This is a genomic window from Olleya sp. AS48 (assembly GCF_038900355.1).
Lineage (GTDB): Bacteria > Bacteroidota > Bacteroidia > Flavobacteriales > Flavobacteriaceae > Olleya.
This window is the reverse complement of sequence record NZ_JBBMRD010000007.1, coordinates 74,559-97,919: the sequence shown is the minus strand read 5'-3', so window position 1 is coordinate 97,919 and position 23,361 is coordinate 74,559. Positions and strand designations below refer to the sequence as shown.

Here is a 23,361-nt window from a genome sequence, read left to right as displayed (position 1 = left end):
TCCATTGTAAAATGGAGATTCATTATTAATAATAAAAGACGTCGTTTTATCTAGGTAATCCTTGTAGTAATACGATTTGGCCACCTTGGTTGTGTGGTAAGTTTGTAGATATAAAATCGTCACTTTTCCAGTAGTGTGGTTGTAAGTTTAGAATAAACGTGTCTGGCACACCAACTTTGTCAGAAATGTCAATTAAAGCACCAAACTCTCCAGATAAAGAAGAGCTTCCAGTAGGAGATAAGTTGCTTTCAATTTTTAAATCTAATACGTCTGTTGGATTATTTCCGTTTAAGTCTGTTTGGTAGATTCTAGCTGCATGACCTCTATCAAAAGAGTTAGGATCTTCTTGAATGTACACATAGTTTTCTGTTACACAAATATTGTCCGGACTTTGTAAGCTAGATAAGTTACCATCTTGGTTGTTTGTGTCTGTGTTACCACTTACAATTTGTGTTAATTGACCTTGCAATGGGTTGTTGGCATCTAGGTTTAATTTGTAAATGGTTCCCCAATCATTATAAGTTCCTGCTCCAGGACCTCTTCCTGTTACTGCAAAATAAACGTTTCTAGCGTTTTCATCACTTCCTTTTTGGTAGTCAACATCTTCAACACGCATAAACTGTGAAGCAAAAACACCAGTACAAGCTGTTTCCATTTCTGTTTTGGTCATTGACGCACCATTTTCTATTTCAACAAATTCAACATTATAGGTTGCTCCAAAATCTAAGCTTCCTTCGTTGTACACTGTATTTGGAGCAACATTTTGGATACCATTGGCACCATCAGATACTTCTTTTAAACGTAATACATATATTTTACCGTTAGTTAAATCTGCATCTCCATTTTCTGATAAATACATGATTACTTGACCTTCAGAGCCACTAGAATCGTCATCTCCACCAATAATCACAGTTTTTCCTGCATATGAATTTTGAGGTAATGGCACTGCATTTTCCCAAGAAAATTCACCTAAAGCATCCAAACCAAAATCGGCATTTGGAGTAGGTGTTTCTATCCAAGGATCTATTGCTTTAACATCGTATGCGATACTTTCTGAAGCAGATAAAAAGAAATCTTGAGAGCCACCATGTATTGCAGCTTCCCACATTGTACCAGAACATTGTCTTGCAAAATCTGCAACTCCAGCGTTTAACAACCATTCTCCTTTTATAGGTCTCATGTTTTCGTCAAATCTAATTCTAGAGACACTATAATCGTCTTCTGCATTGACAACATAAATATATTCGTTACCATCTTTTAATAAACCTGCACCATCTTGTGCACCAACTAAACGGAATCCATTTGGTAAATAATCTGTCGAGCTAATTAATGAGTAAGCTTTTACATTGTTAAAGTTAGCGCTAATATCTACTAAAGGATCTAAAGCCGATTTGTTACTAAAAAGCTCATCGGTAGGCGTAAAATCTTGACCATCCTGACCGTTTGTTCCATCTAATCCATTTTCTCCTTCACAGCCTACTAATCCAAATCCTAGACTGGTAATTATGCATATTTGAAAAAAATGTTGTTTAAATAATTTCATTGTATTTGATTGTTTAAGTGGTTAATTTTGAACAAAACTAAGGTCAAGAGATTTAAAGAGTATTAACTTAAAATGATTGAAGTTTTAAGAAAACTTTACGCTAATGTTACTATGTAAACTTTATGTTAAGCGGTGTTTTTTAGGTGTTAATGTGTTGTTTTACAATGCTTTATTTGTGGTTTGTATGCTTTTTTTGTTTTACGTTTTATTTAAGATTAGTTAATCTAGCGATAACTTTTAAACGTCAAAAAAGAACGGAATTTGCAGAAAAAACAATGGAATTATTTTTAGCAGTATTTGGAGCATTATTTTCAATTATGAATCCTTTAGGAACCGTTCCTGTATTTGTAGGCTTAACAGGAGAGCACAGTAAAAAAGAACGATCAGTCACAGCATTTTGGACAGCAATAGATGTTTTGGTTATTTTATTGCTTTCGTTTTTTGCAGGTCAGTATATCTTATCTTTTTTTGGAATTAGTCTTAATGCTTTAAAAATAGCAGGAGGATTAATAATTACATCCTCTGGTTTTGCGTTGTTGACCGGAAAATTTAGAGAACATAAAGGGATGAAACGTAAAAAGGTACAAGAAGATATACATACTAGAGATGGAATAAGTTTAACACCATTAGCAATACCTATGTTAGCTGGTCCTGGTACAATTTCGTTATTAATTACTTATAATCAAGAGTTTGTTTTAACTGCAGAAAAATTTACCATAGTTGGTGCTATGTTTTTAGCAGCAATTACTATTTATATAATACTTAAAAGTGCTTATTTTATTGTTAAGTTTTTAGGAGCTTCAGGTATTAATGCACTGTCCAGAATTATCGGTTTTATAGTAATAGCTATAGGTGTGGAGTATATAATATCTTCGGTAGTAGATATACTTTCAACAATTAAAATATAATAACGTTTATAAAATGATATTTCGTTTTCTTGTTCTTTTAATAAATAAAAATAAAAATAGAGACATAAAACCAAAAACCGTAAACCCTATAAATAATGGTAAAGCTGTTGTGTCAACAAAACTACCAATGTAATTTGCAATTGGTACAGCCATTATTGTAGATATAAATCCTGTTATAGCAGCTCCAATACCAGCAATGTGTCCAATTGGCTCCATAGCAATAGCTCGTAGGTTTCCAAAGATAAAGCCTATGGTAAAAAATTGAATAGCCATAAATATTAATATAATAGGTAATGCAGGATTAGTTGTAGCATTCCAAAATAATAAGACATACAGTAACGCATTAACGCTAAAAACAATGATAGCTAAATAGGATAAACGCCACATACCAAGACGCATAACAAAGCTTCCGTTTAAAAAAGTGGATAAACCAACACCACATGCCAATCCAGCAAAGATGTATGGAAACTCGTCTATTAAGCCATATTGATTTTCAAAAATGACTTGAGAAGCACTTAAATAAACAATAAATGCACCAGAGATAAAACCAGAAATAATGGTAAATCCTATAGTTTCTTTATATTTTAATAATTCTTTTAAACCATCAATAAAAACATGTCTAGTAAACTTTATTTTATATTCAGGCTTTAAGGTTTCAGGCTGACGTTTCCAAAACCAAATAGCAACAACTAAAGCCATTATTAATTGAACATAAAAGATTCCTGTCCAATCGTAATGGTTTAAAATAAATTTACCCATTACAGGAGCAATAACAGGAACCAAAATAAAGAAGGTCGTAACAAACGACATTATTTTGGCCATATAATCTCCTTTAAACATGTCTCTAATAACAGCAATAGCGATAGTTCTTGGAGCTGCTAATCCAATACCTTGAATGATACGACCAACAACCATCATTTCTAAACTATGTGATAAAACACAAACTATACCTCCTATTGCAAATACAGTAAAACCAATATAAACAATGGGTTTTCTACCAAAACTATCCGATAAAGGTCCAAATAGTAGCTGTCCACATCCTAAACCTAGAAAAATCATGGTTATTAGTAATTGGTTGTTACTAGTGTCTAAACTATTAACTGTGATACCTATAGCTGACATTGCTGGTAAAATAGCATCAATCGCTAAGGCAACAATAGACATTAAAGATGCCATTAGTAATATAAACTCTAACTTAACAGGTGGATTTTTTTGCATGCTGCAAAAGTAGTTTAAAAAAGAATTATCATTGGTTTTATTAGTGTGAAATAGGTGTTAAAATAGACCCAATTAATTTGATAATTATCAAACTTTTATAACAACTTTGCAAAACAATTATATATTGAATAAATAGTTATATTCGTATGTTGTATCTTGTAACAAACCTTTGATTTTCAATGAGAAATAGTGTAATAATTAGCCTGATTTTTGTGATGATTTCTAATCAATTATCAGCGCAACAAATTGCTTCGGATGTAATAAAGGAGCAAATTACTAAGTATAAAAACGATTTACGTGGTCCTTACAAGGATATTCGTTGGTTTTGTACTGATGGTAGCGTAAGGCAACCCAAAGATCCTTGTCCAGATAATGTTGGACCAGGAAATCAACATGCTAGATATAAAGATGAAGTCGAAAAATTAGCCTTAAGTAATCATATTTTTTTAGGTCAAATTTTGTCATTTTCTAAAACTGAAGCGTTTTGGGATGCATCAGCAAGCCATTCAAGATTAAAACAATACCAATTAGATAAATATTTAAGAGGCGTTGACGATGGTTGGATTAACAGAAAAAGTCAATTTTATAGAGGTGCCATTCAGTCGGAAGATGAAGAGGCTTGGGGAATTGATTTTTACAAATGGTTGCTATCAAAAGACGATGTTATAAAGCAAAATTTCTTTTTAGTTAGACAATCCTTAAAGGATATTCCGCATAATGGAGACGATAATTTAGCGCAATTAATGCGTAGTCAATCCAAAGTGCTATCGGATGCTTATTTACCATTTATGGATTTACGTGTAAAAATTCACGCACAACCAGAAATTAGTGATATTGAAAAAGTGAAAACTTTTAAGGCAAAACACGTAACAAAATTATCGGTTAATCAAATCAAGATGATTGACGATTTAATAGTTACAATGACCACCTTTTTTAAACCCATAGATTTAACTGCTTTATTGCAAAAGGCGAGCTTATTAAAAGAGACTACTTTTGGTAAAGCATTTAAGGATTATGTATCTGTACAGAATGAAACAAGTAACACTTCGGATTTAATCCAAAATACAGCAGAGGTATTAACGCTTTTAAAAACCTCTGTTTTGGAGGAAAAACGTCCTTTAGCACGTTTACAATTACTAGATATATCGTTAAAATTAGAGGAGATGATTTTTAAAAATGCACCTCTTTGGCAACCACAAACCGTAGCACAATTAGTGGATAAAATATGCTATTTAGGTATGGCAACTGCTGCAACTGGTTATATAGAACAGCATGAGTGGGAAGCGCTAAATCTAACATTATCTGGCAACACAACAAACGATACTACTTTAGGCGAATTAACCACTGTTTTACAAAACGGAAGAAGTTTGGTGGAATGGAGTTCTGGAATGGTTAAAGCTATTTATCAAGAAACTGTAAACACCTATACTGCTTTTGAGCCTCTAGCATACGGTTTTATTGATGATAAAATTAGAGGGTCCATTGCATTGCATTTAGGGAAAGCGGTTGGAGAATTAGGTGATTTTATAGCCAATGAGTCTTCATTGACAAATAAAGTATTAAGTATTCCAAATCAAAGTACAATACGTGGTTTAAATCCTGGTTATGCGTTTGGTGAATTAGTAGTTATAGCAGGATCTCCCGATGATATTGAGGTGTCTTCAAATAAAATATATATTTTCCAGCGTCCACCAGCAGATTTAAAACCTGTTGCAGGAATTGCAACAGTATCTGAAGGTAATATGGTGTCTCATGTACAATTATTAGCACGTAATTTAGGCATACCAAATGCAGCTTTATCTGATCAAAATCTAGAGGATTTAATTGCTTTTAGCGGTCAAAAAGTGTTTTATGCAGTATCTAATAAAGGCAATGTAATTATTAAAGTAGAACAAGACATGTCTGAAGAAGAGCGTGCTTTATTTCCTAAAAAAGAACGTCGTGATGAAAAAATAGAAGTCCCTGTTGAAACCATTATTTTAAACGAACATAACGTTTTAAATCTGCGAAGTGTCGATGCCAGTAATTCGGGTAAGATTTGTGGTCCAAAAGCAGCTAATTTAGGACAATTAAAAAAAATGTTTCCAGAGCAAGTTGTGGAAGGTTTAGTAATTCCGTTTGGAATATTTAGAGATCATATGAATCAAGATATGCCAGACCAAAGTAAAACTTACTGGCAGTTTTTAGAAGCAATGTTTAAAGAAGCAATTGCTATGGAATCTAAAGGTATTACAGAAGCAGAAATTGAACACTACCAGTTAAGACAATTAGAAACATTACGTGCTGCTATTAAAAAAATGCCTTTAAAAACAGAGTTTATAACCCAAATGGAAAATGATTTTAAAACTGTTTTAGGACAAGATTTAGGTGCCATTCCTGTGTTTTTAAGAAGTGATACTAATATGGAAGATTTAAAAGAGTTTACAGGAGCAGGATTAAACCTAACACTGTTTAATGTGGTTGATAAATCCAAAATATTAGAGGGTATTAAAGATGTTTGGGCATCACCTTACACAGAACGTAGTTTTAAATGGAGACAAAAATATTTATTAAATCCAGAAAATGTATTTCCATCAATTTTAGTAATTCCTAGTGTGGATGTTGATTACTCTGGAGTGCTAATAACAAAAGGATTAACGTCTGGAAACGATCAAGATTTAACTATTGCTTTTAGTAGAGGAGCAGGTGGAGCTGTAGATGGACAATCGTCTGAAACCTATTTGCTAAAGGATGTTGGTGGTTATCAATTTTTAGCACCTTCGCGAGAGCGTTATTACAATAGTTTACCAACCACAGGTGGCACGCTTAAACAGTCTGCAACCTTTGAGCAGCCTATTTTAAACGCTCAAAATATGGCAGATATTAAAGCGTTAGCTAAAACTATTAGACAAACTATGCCAAGTGCTACAGATGTAGACTATCAAGGTGCATATGACGTTGAATTAGGCTTTAAGAATGACAAACTATGGTTGTTTCAAATTAGACCTTTTGTAGAAAATAAAAAAGCATTAAGTTCTACGTATTTACAATCCATTACACCAACAGTAAACACTAATAAAGCGATTGCGCTTTCAAAAAAAATATAAATGAAAAAAGTATTAATTGTTCTAGTTTTAGTACTAATATGTTCTGCTTTTACAACAGCAACGTTATATCCAATTGATGGATATGAGTACACAGGTATTAAGCGTTTAAAACGTTTAGAATTAATTAAAAGTGGCGAAATAGTGGAGAAACAAACCTTACCTGAAGGAGCGTTTAAATCCTATTTGGATATTAAATTAAATTTAAAAGAAAAAGCAGCAGACAGTTTACATTGTTTTTTTAAAGAGAATGAAGCTTTTCAAAAAGACATTAATAATTTGTTTAGAGGATTAGATAAAAGTTACTCGTTAACTGTAATGGATATCTCAGATTTAAACGATATTAAATATGCACATCGTAATGAAACTTCTGGTTATCAGCCTGGAAGCGTAGGTAAACTAGCTGTATTATTAGGGTTATTTGATCAATTATCTAAAATTTATCCAGATAATTTTGAAAAACGCATTGCATTATTAAAAACTAAAGTAGTTAAAGCAGGAGTTTGGGGATTAACAGATGAGCATACTATACCTATTTATAACATTGAAACTAAAAAATTAGTAAAACGTCAGGTTATAGCTAGTGACGAGTTTTCTTTATTTGAGTGGGCTGACCATATGTTATCTGTTAGTAATAATGGAGCAGCAAGTATTGTTTGGCGCGAAGTGTTATTAATGCAAGCTTTTGGCGAAAAATATCCAGAATTAACTGAAGCAGATGCCTTAACTTATTTTAAAACCACAGAAAAAAAGGTGCTAACAGACCTTGGTAACGATGTAGTAAATTTACCGTTACGAAACCTGGGAATAACTGCAGAGGAATGGCGTTTAGGGAGTTTTTTTACTAGAGGAGCAAATACTTACGTTGGTGATAAAGGAGGAAGTATTGGAACGCCATTTGGTGTTATGAAATTTTTAGTACAATTAGAGCAAGGTAATGTTATTGATGCGCAGTCTAGTCTAGAGATGAAACGTTTGATGTACATGACAGACAGACGTATTAGATATGCACAAGCACCTGCTTTAAAGGAAGCAGCAGTCTATTTTAAATCTGGAAGTTTATATAAATGTGATAGAAGTAATGGTCAGGTTTGTGGAAAGTATATGGGTAATATTCAAAATTTTATGAACTCTGTAGCAATTGTAGAGCATCCTGATAACACAACTTATATGGTTGTATTAATGACTAATGTATTGCGTAAAAACTCGGCAACAGACCATATGACTTTAGCAGCAAATATTGATAAATTAATCAGGAAGTAAGGCCTAAAAGACTTTCGGTTTTTGCTCTAATTTTTTTATTAGTTTCATTAATTAACACCAATTCTAAAAGCGGTTTAAAGTTGGTGTTATTTGATTTTTCAATAAGATATAAAACAGCAAATTTTAGTTTTACGTCTTTTCGTTTTAAAAGCTCGTTATAACATTCAATTTCGCTAAAAACTTTAAGGTTTAATTTTTTTAATTTTTCTTCTTGATTAGAATCTAATAATACAGATTCGGCTACTGGAATTAATTCTTTTTTAAGCTGACTGTTTAGAATGTTATCTAAAAACTCGATTGCATGAATGCGCTGCTCTTCTTTACCATGCATGATGGTGTTTAAGATTGGGTCAACATCATTTGGAGGATATTTAATGCCTAAAAACCTAAAAATGCGTTGCAGTTGTCTGTCCAATCGTTGTTCTAGCAAATGGATAAGTCCGTTTCTGGCTTCGTTTTCATCTTTAGACTCCATGGTTACCGATTTCATTTTATATTGTAACACAATTTGAGTGTGTATAACAGCTAATGTATTTTGATATAATTGACATTCGTCTAAAATTTTATCCACTATAAAGCGATCTTTAATTTTTAGATGTGGATATTTCCATTTTAATCGTTTTAAGGCTTCAATAGCCTCAATTTTAACTGTATGTTCTGTATCACCAGTTAGCAACATTAATGTGTTAATGGCTTTTTGAGATTTAAACTTTTCGATAACCAATATTACATAAGCAGCATCTTCAAAATCTATTGTTTCTTTTATAACCTTTTGATATAGGACGTCTATAACAGGATCGTTATAAAAAAACAAGGCGTCTACAGCAATTTGTCTGGTTTCTTTTATTGATAAATGCGAAATAATATGGTCGATAAATTCAGGATCTAAAGTTTTGGAAGCACTGATTATTGCAGTCTTTACAACATCTAAATCTTTGGAAAGTAGTTGCGTTTTAAGCACATTGTAGTAGGTACTGATTTTTGCGTTACCAATACTTTCTAAAACAGATTTAATAGTATTGTTTTTTAAATTGGCATCAGTAAGCTCTAAATATTTATTTAAAGCAGATTCTATTTTTTGTTCTAAGTTAAAACGATTTTGTAATAGTTGGTTGTTTCTTAACTCCAAGGATAAGCCTACTAAAGCTGCATTAGCAATGGTGTTGTCTGTACTATTAATATGGTTTTCAAATAAAACGATTGTATTTTGCTTATAATTTTTTAAAAGATATCTAAAGGCAGACGTTGTAACTTGCTGGTTATCGTCATAAATCATAGCTTCAATTTGTGTTGATAAATTTTCCGTTTTCAAAAAATATAAATTATCAATAGCTAAGGCTTTTACTTTAGGAGAGTCGTGGTTTAATAGTGTTTTAATGGCTGTAAAAAAACGTTCGTCTTTAACTTCAAGTGTCTTTTCAAGCATGTTAATTATTTGGTTTTCTTTACCAGTATTTAAAACGCGTAAAACGGAACCAATGATTGAGGTGACTTTAAGTTCCTCTTTATGGACTTTGCTTTTTTTGACTTCAGCATTATCTAAAAGTTGTTTAAATGCGATGACATATTGCTGTCTTAAAAAATAGATTAAAACCAACCATATAATAATCAAGACGATAATAATAATACTAATAGATGTAGATGAAATATCTAAACCGTTAATAAAAAATATTAAAATAAAACCTGCTATTCCTGTAGCTATACTGTCCACAACAACATCTGTAAAGGTTTTAGTTTTCTTTTTTATATCCATTGGAATAGGTATGGACAACAACTCTGTAGAGGCTTTGTTTACAGACTGTTTTAAACTACCATCCACTACTTTTATAAATACAATAACCCATAACTCTGGAATAAAAAGTAGTAAAATAGAGCCTATTAAAATACCAGCAGGAAGCCATAAAAGGGATTTACCAACACCAAAAGTACCTACAATGCGTTTGGTTAAAAAAAGTTGAATTAATAATGAAATAACACTTAAAGTAGAAAACCAAAAACCAAAAAAGGAAGTTAACTCATCTTCCGTAGCTATAAATCTAGAGGCATAATCACTATATTGATAATCAATTAACTTGGCAATTAAAACACTCATCCCAATGACTAATGCAATTAAGCTTAATAATTTGGATTGTCTTATTAGTTTAAAAGGCGATTTAGTATTCGTCTCATTTTTTATAGATAACTGAAACTCGTTTAAACTTTTAACCTCATTTTTCCAGATATATCTAGATAATGGTACACATATTGAAACTAGTATTGCAGCTATAAAAAGTAAGTCTTCTGTGTATAAAATTTTAGTTAAAAAGGAAGTAAGGTAACCTCCAAAAATACCACCAGCAATAGCACCTGCACCAATAAATCCAAACACACGTTTAGCTTCTCTAACATTGTAAACCACATTAGCTAATAACCAAAATTGAGACGCAGTAAGTAAACCGTAAATAGCGACCCATACATACGGAATGTATAAGAAAACGCCTGAAATGACATTAAATTTTAGTAAAATACCAAACGCTATTAACGAGGTTATAGAAGCTATTAACGTCCTATCTATTATGATGTTTAAAGTGTATTTTTCTAGAGCTTTGGTATAAAAAAAAGATCCAATTATAGCCATTAAGGCTGTTAGTACGTAACCTAAAGGTAAAGCGCTAGAGGTAAGCTCTGATAAAAACAGCGAATTTATTGTAGGCTTAATAACCAACAATGTTGTTATTAAAATAAAGATATTGAGTTGAAGTAGGAGCGTTTTGTTTAACTCTTCTTCTTTAATATCAAATGCTTTTAAAATAAATGTTTTAAGCTTTTTATTAATAGGAAGTTTGATTTTCAAGATGGTGTTTATTGGTCAAAAATTATTGTCAAATAACACTATAAAGGTATTGCTTTTTAAGTTTTATATAGGCAATAATTTGTCTAATTTAAAGGCTAGCTATTGTGTTCTTAAAACTTTTTCAATAGGTTTTATTAAGTCTCTAATAATTTGCTCTCCAGCTGAATCTTCGATTAAAGCGACTAAAATATAGCGTCTATTGTCGTCTTTTCCCCAAACTAAAACAGAGTCTGAATGGTAATTTTTCCATGAGCCAGATTTTCTAAATATTCTAGCTTCAGGTGCAATTTTATCTAAAGTGTTTACAAATTTATGGTGTAACTCTGGGTTTTCCATAATATCTAACATTTGTTTAGATCGTTTTCTGTTTACTAATTTACCATTGGCTAGTAAGTAATAATATCTGCATACTTGTGTAACTGTAGCAGCATGACTAAGGTTTTTTAAAGGTTCTCTGTTAGTATTTCCGCCACCACCATAACGTTTTCCAACCCAAAGACCACCTCCAAAGTTTTCGTCATAAAACTTATATTTTGGACTTCTCATAACCGCTTCAATCTTATCGTATCCTAAGCGATCAATCATTCTGGTTGTTGCTTGATTGTTGGATTTGCTAATCATTAGTCGCATATCCTTTCTAATATCTTTAGTTTCTATTAATTCTTTTTTATCAATAGCATCCATTGCAGCAAGTAAAACAGCAATTTTTGGTAAACTTGCAGCATACATCATGTGGTTGCCATTAAGTCGTGCAAATTTTACATTATTAGTGTCTCTTAAGTCCACTAAACCAATTGCCATTTTTTTCTGATTAATTAAGGTTTTCCATAACGGATTAGAATTAATTTCTTTTTCTAATGTTTTTTGAAGATTATTATCAACCAAAGAAGTCAGTAATGCAATTCTGCCATCACTTGTAGGTAAAGGCAACTCATCTTGAGCAAAACTATTGGTTACTAACAAAGTAACTAAGGCAAGAAAAAAAAGTTTTGTTTTCATCTTAAAATAACACAGTAATTATAATATAGCAAATGTATATAAATAACTAGTAGTTAAAGTGTTAATTTTTAATATTGAGCATTTTTATATTTATCAGCATTTGCAGTACTTGTCTGATAATTATTATAATTATTTAGTTAATTTATTATAATTGAAGATGAAAAATAATCCTTACAAGGCTTAAATTTTAAATATTTTTTTTAAAGTAATCAATCCATTTTTTATGAATTTTAATTTGCTTAAATTTGTTTGAAACACGATATCAAAGTTAGATTTTAATGATTTTTAAGCAGTTCAGAATTAATTCCTTTTTCACTTTATTTATAACGTTAATTCTATTTTGTGGTTTTGCAATTGGTCAATCTAAAAAGCAGCAAAATTATTACAGCTTATTAGACTCTGCACAAACATATTTAGATGTAAACCCAAAAATATCAGCTCAGTTTTTAGATAGTATTCCTAATCCGATTACTTCTAATATAACAGGACGTTTAGCGTATTATTATCAATTAAAGGGACTTTTAAATGATAAAAATGAAGAACCTATCAAGCAGTTTCAAAATTTTGCTTTAGCTTTAAAACATGCTAAATTAGAGAAGGATTACGATATTGCAGGCATGGTATCTGTTGAGCTTTTTTATAATTCGTACCTAATTAATAAGGACTCTACTGCATTTAAATATTTAGAGGATGCTAAATCATTTTATACTAAAACTAATAATGTAAATGGCTTAGCAGAAGTGAGTCAAATGTACGCTTACATTCCGTTTGATCAAGGTGATTACGCCAAAAGTAACGCCTTATTATTATCTAATTTACAGCAATATAAAAATATTATAGAGGATCAATATTATTACATGTATGCCTTATTTATGTTGACCTCTAATTACGCTCATTTAGATAATTTAAATACAGCACATTATTATTTTAATTTACTTAAAAATTTAGAAAATGACAATACAATAGCAAGTGCATTGTACAAATCACATATAGTAACAATTAATAATTGTTTTGCACACATTCAGTTCAAACAAAAAGCAATGGATTCGGTAGCATTTTATCTTGATGCATCTACTAAAATGCGTCAATCAATGAATAGCTATGATGTTAAGGAGTATTTTAAACTATATGCTGACTATTATGGACAATTGGATAACGACGTTGCTAAAAATAACTATTTAGACTCTTTAAGTGTTTTTAACGACCAGTTATTACAAAAAGTATCTAACGCAAGTTTAGAATTAAATAATGCATTGGTTAACACTGATGAAGCATTGCTAGAGGTTACCAAAAAAAGAAATACAAACAGAATATGGATTGCAATACTTATTGGTGCTATAATTGTGTTTGGTACTTTTATAGCATTACGCTACAAGAAAATTAAACTTAAATTTATCGAGTTTACTAAACGCAAAGACGAATATCAGTTTATGCAAACCAATCATGAAAAACTGAAAGTTAAAGTTAGAGGATTAGAGGATTATATTACTGAACTTAAAAGAGAGTTGAGAACCATTTCTTCTATAGATAATTCTTCGGAACAAAAAGAAAAAACTAAAGCATTATATAAAAACATACATCATCAATCGTCAACATTTTTAGCAAAAGAAGAAAATTATTTAGAGCTAATTAATGATGTTAATATCGAGTTTTTTACTCAAATAAAAGCGATGCATCCTAATTTAAATGATTCTGAAATCATCATCTGTTATTATTTGTTTTTAGGTTTTAAAAATAAAGAAATCGCAGCTTTTTTAAATACCTCTACTCGTGCTGTAGAAAGTAAACGCTATCGTATTTCCAAAAAAATTGAGGAATTAGACAGCACACTTACGCTAATAGATTACTTAAATGACACGTTTAAGGATTCTAAAATTAGTGTACTTTAACCTAGTAAAACCTTGTTTTTTAGTGTTTTTAAGATGTGCGTAGTTAATGCGTAGTTTATAATTTTATTAATGCAATTAGCCTTTAGTTATTTGTAGATATATAAATTATAACTCTAAATTACTAATGAAAAAAATCTACCTAATTTTATTACTATTATCAACGGGATCATTGTTTTCGCAATCCAATGATTATAGTGAAATGATTAATAAAGGAACTTATACAGTCCAAGAAATCCAGATAGCAGCTCAAGCCCATTTTGAAAATAAAGGCAAAGGAAGAGGTACTGGTTACAAACAATATAAACGATGGGAATATCAGGCTTTAAGATCCATTAAACAAAATGGAGTTTTAAGATCTAATAAATTTTATTATAATGAATTAGAGCGTTATAATAATTATATTAATCAAAAAGCAATTAACAGCAGAAGCGCATCTTCTGACAACGGAAACTGGGAGCAATTAGGACCATATTCTTGGAATGCAACTTCGGGTTGGAATCCTGGAACAGGTAGAATTACTTCTATAGCTTTTGAAACAGGTAACCAAAACCATATTATTGTAGGTGCCGAAACAGGAGGTGTTTGGAAAACAATAGATGGAGGAACCAACTGGACGCCTTTATGTGATAATTTTTCTAACATGAAGGTTTATGCCTTAGCTATGCATCCATCAGACCCTTCAACTTATTTTTGGGGATCAGATAACGGAACAATCTTTAAATCTACAGATGCTGGAGCAACCTGGAATTTAGTAGCTAGTACAATAGGTAGTGGAGAAGTAAACCGAATTTTGATTGATCCAACTACACCTTCAAAAATGTATTGTAGTATTGAGCATGGTGGGCTTTTTAAGTCTACTAACTCTGGCAGTTCGTGGTCATTAATTCATCCTGAAGCAGAATCTAGAGGTTATGATTTTGAGTTTAAACCCTTTGATTCTAATACAATTTATGCTTCTGGAGTCTTTTTATTTAAATCTACAGATGGAGGTGTAACTTTTACTAAAGTTGAAGCACCAACAGGCGTAACTAATTACGACACTGAGTATGTAAATGGGACTTTAAATTGGAAATCCATAAATCAAGGTTCGCAACATTTTGGTGTCACGTTAATTACGCCAAAAACAGGTTCTGGATTAGGATTATTTGAAAAAGGTACATCTGGAGCTACTGGTAATAAGACTAAATTAGTGATACCAGCTTTAAATTTAGGGACAGCAAATAATCCAGTTTTAAAATTCTCATATGCGCAACCGGATTATTTTGGAGATGTTGATGCTTTAAAAGTGTATTACAAAACAACCTCAGCAAGTTCTTGGATTGAGTTAGCTAGTTATACAACCGCTCAAGAAGCATGGTCTGATATTACTTTAAGTTTACCAAATACTTCTGCCGATTATCATATTGCTTTTGAAGGAGCTGTTACAAACGCAGGAGGTGGAGGTGTTACATTAGATGACATTAAGGTCGAAACTTCCAATTTAGGAACGGTGTTTAATGATGGCTTTGAGTCTGCAACACCTAATGTGTTTAGTGTTGGAGCAAAAATGCTTGCAGTTACAAATGCTGATCCATCTGCTGTTTATATGGTAGAGGCAAGTGGGACGTCAGGAGCTTATTTTAAAGCATTATATAAATCTTCTAACAGCGGAAATACGTTTACTACATTAGAGCATTCTGGTAAAAATTATTTTGGCTATAATCTTGTGGCTACAGATTTAAGTGATGCAACAAGTGGTCAAGCACCAAGAGATATGGATATTGCAGTAAGTCATACTAATGCTAACGAAGTGCATATTGCAGGTGTTAATACTTGGCGATCTATAGATGGTGGTGTTACCTTTAATCCAACAACTAACTGGAATATTTCTGATACGGAATCAAATAATTTAGGTTATTCTCATGCAGATGTCGATTTACTGACGTTTGTTGGAAGTACATTGTATACAACAACTGATGGAGGTGTGTTTAAAGCTACAAACAGTGCAGGACCAATAAGTACAACCTATTTTACAGACATAACAGCAGGATTAGGGATTAGACAGTTTTACGCTTTTGGTATTAGCCAAACTAATCCTGTCGTAGTTACAGGAGGTGCTCAAGATAATGGAAGTGCTACATTAACTGCAACAGGTGTTTGGAGAGATTGGATTGGTGGAGATGGTATGGAAGGTTTTGTAGACAAAACTAACAGTCAAATTATTTATGGTACAGCTCAAGATGGAAGCTTAAATAAATCTATTGATGGTGGTCAAACATTAGCAGCAATCACTATTCCGGATAATAAAACAGGAAATTGGATTACACCTTTTGAGCAAGATCCAATTGCTGTAAACGTTATTTATGCTGGTTACGATCAAGTATATAAATCTTTAGATGGTGGCTCAAATTGGACCGCTATTTCTCAGGTTTTTGCTTCTAAATTAAACCATCTTAAAATTTCAGAGTCCACACCAAATACAATGTATGCTGCTTATTTAAATAAGCTTTATAAAACAACAACAGGATCAGGTACTTGGACAGAAGTAACTAGTTACTCTGGAGACTATATCAATTCTATAGCTATACATCCAACTAATCCTAATAAAGTTGCAATAGCAACGGTAGGTACAGAAAAGGTATATGTTACAAATGATGGAGGTACAACATGGACCTCCTACAAATATGATTTACCAGATTTTAGCGCTTTAGCATTAGTATGGGATAACAATGGTAACGACGGATTATATTTAGGTATGGATTATGGTGTGTATTACATTGATAATACAACAAGTAACTCATGGAAACCATTTATTAATAATCTACCTAATGTAAAAATTAGCGAGTTAGAAATTAATTATGCTGACAATAAGTTATATACAGCTACCTATGGTCGTGGTGTTTGGCGCACGCCTAGATATGATATTACAACATTAGGAATATCAGAAAGCCCAACAGAAATATCTGGTATAAAAATGTATCCAAATCCAGCATCACAAACGTTTAATTTGGTATCTAATTCAAATGAAACAGTAGATGTTAGAGTATTTAATGCTTTAGGAAAATTAATGTTCTTTAAAAAGAATCTTAACCTAATCGAAAATTATAAAATTGATATTTCGCAGTATCAAACGGGATTTTATTTTGTTAGAATCAATAATCAAAACGGAATATTTACATATAAGTTGATAGTTAAATAATAGCAATAATTAACTATGTTAGGAATCCTCAAGAGCAGCTGCTTTTGGGGATTTTTTTGTTTAAAATAGAACTGCGTAGTTATTGCGTAGTCTTTCTTAACGCAACTATGTAAAGGATATAGCATATTTGTGTTGTTCTAACCATTAAATAGAAAAACATGAAAAAAACAATTACGTTTTTATTATTGGTCTTCACGATTGTATCCTATGCTCAATCTATAGACTATAAATCGACACCTTATATAAAAGGGAGTAATTATTATCAAATTATTAAACAAGTCCGAGAGGAATTAGGAGCATTTAATAAAAATGCATCTAAAACTGAAATTAAAAAGCATAAACAATTTGAACGTTGGGCTTATTTTTGGAAAGATAGAGTAGATATTAACGGTAATTTCCCTAACGCTTTCTCAGGGTATTATAATGCAGGTATTATTGATGCCAATGGAAAAGTAGAAAACAACACAAATGTATTTAATCAAAGTAGCAGATCTTTAAATACTGGTCAAACCTGGACTAATATTGGACCACAACAAGTCCCAGATGCTAATGGTTATCCTAATTATCCGCAGCTTGGAAGGTTAACTAATTTTTTAAGATATAAACACGCTACAGATCCAAATCAAAACGTATTATTTGTAAGTGCTCCAGTTGGTGGTGTTTGGAAATCTACAGATAATGGTACATCATGGACGCCTAAATTAGATCATTTAGCAGGTATTGGTGTTACTGATATTAAAAGTAGTGCTACAGATATTAATAATCCTGGAACTATATACATATCTACAGGAGATTATGACGCTAAGCATATTAAATCAATAGGGATTTATAAATCAACTGATTTTGGCGAAACCTATCTACCAACAAATTTGACATTTAGTTTAGACCAACAAGAGTCAACCTCTAATTTAATAGTTATTGATGCAAATACAGTAATTGTTGGAACTAATAAACACATTAAAAAAACAACAGATGGAGGTATCACTTGGACCAATGTTTATACTCATAATTATGACGATGCTGTAATAGGTAAGTTTCATAGAAATGGTAATAATATTATGTGTTCGGATAGTTGGGGTGGATTGTTTTTCTCTTCAAATAATGGAAGTACATGGAGTGTTTTAATACCAGAAGGTAACAATAGTCAACGTCATGCTATTACATCAGATCAATTAGGCGTGTTTTATGTACAAAGCGAAAATGGACAGATTTCTACTTATAATACCACTTTAGCGTCACCAGTTTTAACTACCATTGGTGTGCCAGCAGTAGGATATAATACCCAAGGTTCTTATAACCAATGTTTAACTGTAAAAGATGGATTGATTATTAGTGGAGTAGTCGATGGAATAAATTCTGATGACTTAGGTAATACTTGGTATGTAACTTTAAACAATTCATGGTCTGATAATAGTTCTGCAGGTTCTTATGGACATGCAGATATACATGAAATTGGACCTTTAGATGATGGCTATTCTTTTTGGAATGTAAACGATGGTGGTTTAAATTTTGTAACCTATAGCAATATTGCAGATGAAAAACCTACGGTAGAATATAAGTCAAACGGAGTAATAGTAACGCAGCTTTATTCAGTAGCAATAACACCACAAACCACAACAGATAACATGATTATGGGAAACCAAGATAATGATGGTTACAGTTTAGAGTTAGTTGGAGGTGTACCAACATGGGTAACAGCAGGAGCAGGAGATGGTACTTGTACAGCTGTAGATTATACAAATCCTCAAATTAGATATTTAGGGTCACAAAATGGTGGGTTAACAAGAGCAAATAATGGCTTTTTAGGCGATGTTTGGGGAACAAGTTTAACAACACCAACTGCAGGAGCTCCTTTTGTTTGGACGCTAAAAATGCACTCCACAAATTCTTCAATATTATATGGTGGTTTTGCAGATGTTTATAAATCGGCTAATAAAGGAGACACTTGGACTAACTTAAACTCTGGAGCAGGAGCTATAGAGTATATCGAAACTTTTGGAAATAATTTAATTGTTATTGGCGAAACTTCTGCTAGAAAATCTATTAATGATGGAAGTACATGGACGACAATTAATCAACCTGAAGCTAGTGCTAAAATGAATTCTGTTTCATTAAATCAAAACAATACTAATATTTTATATGCAACAGTAAATGGTTATGTAGACGGATCAAAGGTTTTTAAATCTATCGATGGTGGATCAACTTGGACTAATATTTCAGCAGGATTACCAAACATAGTTGCAAAGCAAGTGGTTTTAAAACAAAATCAAGGTCAAGAGATTTTATTTTTAGGAACCGAAATTGGCGTGTATTTTAAAACAGGAACGGAAGATTGGGCTAAGTTAGGCGAAGGGTTGCCAAATGTGGTTATTAATGATTTAGAAATTAACTACACACAAGATAAATTGGTAGTTGGAACATATGGAAGAGGACTTTGGGAAATTAGTATTTTTAATGAAACCTTAGGTGTAGAAGAAGTACAATTATCTAATGAAGCTGCACCTGTAGTGTATCCAAATCCAGTAAATGCAGGACTTATAAATATTAAATTAAACACTGCTAATAGTAATTATGAGTACCAAATGTACAATGTGATTGGAGGTTTAGTCAAAAAAGGAAGCTTAACAACAGGATTAAATACTTTAGATGTTAGCACAATAGCGTCAGGGATTTATGTAGTAAGAATGACCGATGGTACAATAGTATCTTCTCAAAAAGTGATTATAGAATAAATAATAGCTAGTAATCTCTAATTTTTTAGGGAAACTAAAAAGAGCCTCAATTGAGGCTCTTTTTTTATATGAAATAGTCGTTTTTATAAAGGAATATTACCATGTTTTCTATTTGGTAATACTTCTTCTTTATGTTCTAACATTTTAAACGCTTTAATTAATTTACGTCTTGTGTTTTCAGGAAGAATAACTTCATCTATAAAACCACGTTCTGCAGCTTTATAAGGGTTAGCAAACAGTTCAGCATATTCGGCTTCTTTTTCTAAAAGTTTTTCTTCAGGATTGTCTGATTCTTTTATTTCTTTTCTAAAAATAATTTCGCTGGCACCTTTTGCTCCCATAACTGCAATCTCAGCACTAGGCCAAGCGTAATTTAGGTCTGCTCCAATGTGTTTAGAGTTCATGACATCATAAGCACCACCATAAGCTTTTCTTGTAATTACAGTTACTTTAGGCACTGTAGCTTCGCTTAAAGCGTATAATAGTTTTGCACCATGTACTATAATTCCGTTCCATTCTTGATCTGTTCCTGGTAAAAATCCTGGAACATCCACTAAAACTAATAACGGAATATTAAACGCATCACAAAAACGTGTAAAACGTGCTGCTTTACGCGAACTATTTACATCTAAAACACCTGCTAAAAATAATGGTTGGTTGGCAACAATACCAACGCTTTTTCCGCCAATTCTTGCAAAACCAACAATAATATTTTCAGCAAAATCTTTATGGATTTCAAAAAAGCTATCTTTATCAATTATACCTTTTATAACATTATGCATGTCATATGGTTTATTGGCATTAGTAGGAATAATTGTTTTTAGTTCGTCTCTAATTTCCTCACCTAATTCAAACGGTAAATCTTTTGGTTTTTCTAAGTTACTTTGTGGTAAATAACTAAGTAAACGTTTAACATCTTCAAGACATTCGATATCATTTGATGATGTGACGTGGGCTACACCAGATTTAGTAGAGTGCGTACTTGCACCACCAAGTTCCTCACTAGTTACCTCCTCGTTTGTTACTGTTTTAACGACGTTTGGACCTGTTACAAACATGTAACTGGTGTCTTCTACCATCATAGTAAAATCCGTCATTGCAGGGCTGTAAACAGCTCCTCCGGCACACGGACCCATAATTGCAGATAGTTGTGGAATGACACCAGATGCTTTTACATTTCTATGAAAAATATCAGCATATCCACCTAAGGATTTTACACCTTCTTGGATACGTGCACCACCAGAATCGTTAAGACCAATAAAAGGCGCACCAACTTTGAGTGCTAAGTCCATTATTTTACAAATTTTTTCGGCATGTGTTTCAGACAAAGCACCTCCAAATACTGTAAAATCTTGTGCAAAAACATACACTAATCTTCCGTTTATTGTTCCGTAACCTGTAATAACACCATCACCATAAAATTTTTGGTTTTGCATTCCAAAATCAACAGTTCTATGGGTTACTAATGCACCAATTTCTTCAAACGAACCTTCGTCCATTAAATAAGTAACACGTTCTCGGGCTGTTAATTTTTTCTTCTGGTGTTGTTTATCTATTCTTGCTTGACCACCTCCTAATTTGGATAGCTCAAGTTTTTCGTTTAGGGTTTTTATTTTAGATTCCATATCTCTATTTTAATCACGTATGGTCGTAAACGCTATACGTTATGTAATTATCTAATTAGTTGGTAGTCTTAATTGCTTTTGATCCTCTAGATACTGTTTTACAGCAAAAAGAGCAGCTAATTTAGCTTCGTGTTCTGCATCTTGTTTTAAAGCTTCTGGAGAATAGTACTTTTTAACAAAATGTGTATCAAAATGACCCGATTTAAACGCCTCGTGATTAAACACAAACGTACCAAATGGCAACGTAGTTTCAATACCTTTAACATCGTAATCCGCTATCGCTTGACGCATTAATTGCATGGCTTCTTCACGTGTTTTACCGTAAGTAATTAACTTGGCTAACATTGGGTCGTAATAGATAGGAATATCCATACCTTGTTCAAAACCATTATCCACTCTAATCCCTTTTCCTTCCGGAAGATTATACACGTCTAAATGCCCTACGCTAGGTAAAAAATCGTTTAAAGGATCTTCAGCATAAATACGTAATTCTAAAGCGTGACCATTAATTTTTAAATCAGATTGTTGTATGTCTAAAGCTTCGCCACGAGCCACTTTTATTTGTAATTCTACTAAATCAACACCTGCTATAATTTCTGAAACAGGATGTTCTACTTGTAGTCTGGTATTCATTTCAAGGAAATAGAAATTCTTGTTTTCATCTAATAAAAACTCGACTGTTCCAGCACCAACATAATCACACGCTTTTGCTACTTTAATAGCAGCTTGTCCCATTTCTTCTCTTAATTCTGGAGTTAAAACTACACTTGGTGCTTCTTCAACTACTTTTTGGTGACGACGTTGTATACTACATTCACGCTCAAAAAGATGAATAATATTACCATGCGTATCTGCCAAGACTTGAATTTCGATATGACGAGGAGATCCCACATATTTTTCAATAAAAACAGAACCATCACCAAAAGCATTAACAGCTTCACTGATAGCGCGATTCATTTGATATTCAAATTCGTCTTCTTTTTCCACAACACGCATTCCTTTTCCACCACCTCCAGCTGACGCTTTTATTAGAATAGGAAAACCAATCGTTTTGGCTATTTTTTTAGCTTCAGGAATGTCTGTAATCGCTTGATCCGTTCCAGGCACCATTGGTATATCGTAACCTTTAACAGCGTCTTTAGCTGCAAGTTTACTACCCATGACTTTAATGGCATGCGATTTTGGGCCAATAAAAGTGATATTATTTTTTTCGCAAAGCTCTGCAAAGTCAGCATTTTCACTTAAAAAACCATATCCAGGATGTATACCATCCACGTTTAAACTTTTAGCAACTTCTATAATTTTATCGCCTAATAAGTACGATTGATTAGATGGTGCTTCTCCGATTAAAACAGCCTCGTCAGCAAATTTTACGTGAGGCGCATTACGATCTGCAGTAGAGTAGACTGCTACGGTTTTGATTCCCATTTTCTGGGCTGTACTCATGACTCTTATTGCGATTTCGCCACGATTGGCGACTAGTATTTTTTTCATGTTATTCAAATTCAATTAACAATTCACCTTTGTCTACAGTACTTCCCTTTGTTCCTGTCACAGACTTTATAACACCATCTCTAGGTGATACAATGCTGTTTTCCATTTTCATGGCTTCAAGGATAAGTAATGGTGTATCTACAGTAACTTCGTCTCCTGGTTTAACCATTATATCCAAGATTAATCCTGGCATTGGCGCTTTTATATTATCAATAACTTTGGAAGCACCAACCTCAAATCCCATTGCTTTTATTAAAGCATCCAATTGGTCTTCGATTTGAACGCTATAAAGGTTATTATTAACTTTTACGGAGTACGATTTTTTAAGAAAATCACTATCTGTGATTTCGACTTTAAAAGGTTTGTTATTGTCTAAAAGATGGAATGTATTCTGTTTAACTTCAACAGAATCAATGCTTTTTATAACATCTGAGTCTATTTCAAATTGATTAAGACCATTTGTTTTTACATTAAATTTTTGGCTCATTTTGTCTAAAATTATGAGGCATAAAGATAAGTAACTATAACGTTTTAGTAAAACAGAAATACAATATATTATTCTTTAATAGTTAACAATTACATCCATTAGGTTTATT

13 protein-coding genes are annotated in these 23,361 nt (G+C 32.3%); 6 read left to right on the top strand and 7 right to left on the bottom strand.

Features of this window, described 5'->3' with window-relative positions:
- Positions 1-46: 46 nt before the first annotated feature.
- On the bottom strand, positions 47-1,543 hold the full coding sequence (locus WNY60_RS10125) for a hypothetical protein (RefSeq protein ID WP_342862289.1): 1,497 nt from the start codon (positions 1,541-1,543) through the stop codon (positions 47-49).
- Positions 1,544-1,818: 275 nt separating this feature from the next.
- On the opposite strand from WNY60_RS10125, the gene WNY60_RS10120 reads away from it, so the two are divergent.
- A complete protein-coding gene (locus WNY60_RS10120; protein WP_145001476.1) occupies positions 1,819-2,451 on the top strand; it encodes a MarC family NAAT transporter in 633 nt (210 codons plus the stop codon).
- Positions 2,452-2,457: 6 nt separating this feature from the next.
- Here WNY60_RS10120 and WNY60_RS10115 read toward each other — a convergent pair whose 3' ends face one another.
- Positions 2,458-3,669, bottom strand: a complete 1,212-nt coding sequence (locus WNY60_RS10115) for a multidrug effflux MFS transporter (protein WP_342862288.1) — start codon at positions 3,667-3,669, stop codon at positions 2,458-2,460.
- 179 nt (positions 3,670-3,848) lie between these two features.
- Here WNY60_RS10115 and WNY60_RS10110 point away from each other — a divergent pair, with 179 nt between their 5' ends.
- Complete coding sequence (locus WNY60_RS10110; RefSeq protein WP_342862287.1) at positions 3,849-6,755, top strand: PEP/pyruvate-binding domain-containing protein; 2,907 nt, start codon at positions 3,849-3,851, stop codon at positions 6,753-6,755.
- The gene (locus WNY60_RS10105; RefSeq protein WP_342862286.1) at positions 6,756-8,015 is read left to right on the top strand and encodes a serine hydrolase; all 1,260 of its coding nucleotides are present in this window, start codon (positions 6,756-6,758) and stop codon (positions 8,013-8,015) included.
- Here WNY60_RS10105 and WNY60_RS10100 read toward each other — a convergent pair.
- Both WNY60_RS10100 and WNY60_RS10095 read right to left on the bottom strand, forming a co-directional pair.
- Positions 8,005-10,848, bottom strand: a complete 2,844-nt coding sequence (locus WNY60_RS10100) for an Npt1/Npt2 family nucleotide transporter (protein WP_339808859.1) — start codon at positions 10,846-10,848, stop codon at positions 8,005-8,007. The two genes, WNY60_RS10105 and WNY60_RS10100, sit on opposite strands and share 11 nt — an antisense overlap.
- Positions 10,849-10,947: 99 nt before the next feature.
- Positions 10,948-11,847 (bottom strand): serine hydrolase, encoded by a 900-nt coding sequence (locus WNY60_RS10095; protein ID WP_339808860.1) that lies wholly within the window; start codon positions 11,845-11,847, stop codon positions 10,948-10,950.
- A 278-nt stretch (positions 11,848-12,125) separates the two neighbouring features.
- Between WNY60_RS10095 and WNY60_RS10090 the strand changes: the two genes are divergently transcribed.
- The 3 genes from WNY60_RS10090 (at position 12,126) to WNY60_RS10080 (ending at position 19,646) form a co-directional block, all read left to right on the top strand.
- Positions 12,126-13,736, top strand: a complete 1,611-nt coding sequence (locus tag WNY60_RS10090; RefSeq protein WP_342862285.1) for a hypothetical protein — start codon at positions 12,126-12,128, stop codon at positions 13,734-13,736.
- Positions 13,737-13,860: 124 nt separating this feature from the next.
- Entirely contained in the window at positions 13,861-16,914 is a 3,054-nt protein-coding gene (locus WNY60_RS10085) for a T9SS type A sorting domain-containing protein (RefSeq protein ID WP_342862284.1), read from the top strand.
- Positions 16,915-17,072: 158 nt separating this feature from the next.
- The gene (locus tag WNY60_RS10080) at positions 17,073-19,646 is read left to right on the top strand and encodes a T9SS type A sorting domain-containing protein (RefSeq protein ID WP_342862283.1); all 2,574 of its coding nucleotides are present in this window, start codon (positions 17,073-17,075) and stop codon (positions 19,644-19,646) included.
- An 83-nt stretch (positions 19,647-19,729) separates the two neighbouring features.
- Here WNY60_RS10080 and WNY60_RS10075 read toward each other — a convergent pair whose 3' ends face one another.
- From WNY60_RS10075 to WNY60_RS10065, 3 genes are read right to left on the bottom strand one after another with little or no spacing between them, the layout of a single operon-like run.
- The gene (locus WNY60_RS10075; protein ID WP_342862282.1) at positions 19,730-21,271 is read right to left on the bottom strand and encodes an acyl-CoA carboxylase subunit beta; all 1,542 of its coding nucleotides are present in this window, start codon (positions 21,269-21,271) and stop codon (positions 19,730-19,732) included.
- 51 nt (positions 21,272-21,322) lie between these two features.
- Positions 21,323-22,765 carry an acetyl-CoA carboxylase biotin carboxylase subunit gene (gene accC, locus WNY60_RS10070; RefSeq protein ID WP_342862281.1) on the bottom strand — a complete coding sequence of 481 codons (1,443 nt, stop codon included), beginning with the start codon at positions 22,763-22,765 and terminating at the stop codon, positions 21,323-21,325.
- Between the two features lies 1 nt (position 22,766).
- Positions 22,767-23,252: an acetyl-CoA carboxylase biotin carboxyl carrier protein subunit gene (locus tag WNY60_RS10065; protein WP_145001486.1), complete on the bottom strand. Its 486-nt coding sequence runs from the start codon at positions 23,250-23,252 to the stop codon at positions 22,767-22,769.
- Positions 23,253-23,361 lie beyond the last annotated feature (109 nt).

What these genes read in the sequence shown, in the direction of transcription:
- WNY60_RS10125 (WP_342862289.1), bottom strand. Translation starts at nt 1,543, where the DNA reads ATGAAATTATTTAAACAACATTTTTTTCAAATATGCATAATTACCAGT.
- WNY60_RS10120 (WP_145001476.1), top strand. Translation starts at nt 1,819, where the DNA reads ATGGAATTATTTTTAGCAGTATTTGGAGCATTATTTTCAATTATGAAT.
- WNY60_RS10115 (WP_342862288.1), bottom strand. Translation starts at nt 3,669, where the DNA reads ATGCAAAAAAATCCACCTGTTAAGTTAGAGTTTATATTACTAATGGCA.
- WNY60_RS10110 (WP_342862287.1), top strand. Translation starts at nt 3,849, where the DNA reads ATGAGAAATAGTGTAATAATTAGCCTGATTTTTGTGATGATTTCTAAT.
- WNY60_RS10105 (WP_342862286.1), top strand. Translation starts at nt 6,756, where the DNA reads ATGAAAAAAGTATTAATTGTTCTAGTTTTAGTACTAATATGTTCTGCT.
- WNY60_RS10095 (WP_339808860.1), bottom strand. Translation starts at nt 11,847, where the DNA reads ATGAAAACAAAACTTTTTTTTCTTGCCTTAGTTACTTTGTTAGTAACC.
- WNY60_RS10090 (WP_342862285.1), top strand. Translation starts at nt 12,126, where the DNA reads ATGATTTTTAAGCAGTTCAGAATTAATTCCTTTTTCACTTTATTTATA.
- WNY60_RS10085 (WP_342862284.1), top strand. Translation starts at nt 13,861, where the DNA reads ATGAAAAAAATCTACCTAATTTTATTACTATTATCAACGGGATCATTG.
- WNY60_RS10080 (WP_342862283.1), top strand. Translation starts at nt 17,073, where the DNA reads ATGAAAAAAACAATTACGTTTTTATTATTGGTCTTCACGATTGTATCC.
- WNY60_RS10075 (WP_342862282.1), bottom strand. Translation starts at nt 21,271, where the DNA reads ATGGAATCTAAAATAAAAACCCTAAACGAAAAACTTGAGCTATCCAAA.
- accC (WP_342862281.1), bottom strand. Translation starts at nt 22,765, where the DNA reads ATGAAAAAAATACTAGTCGCCAATCGTGGCGAAATCGCAATAAGAGTC.
- WNY60_RS10065 (WP_145001486.1), bottom strand. Translation starts at nt 23,252, where the DNA reads ATGAGCCAAAAATTTAATGTAAAAACAAATGGTCTTAATCAATTTGAA.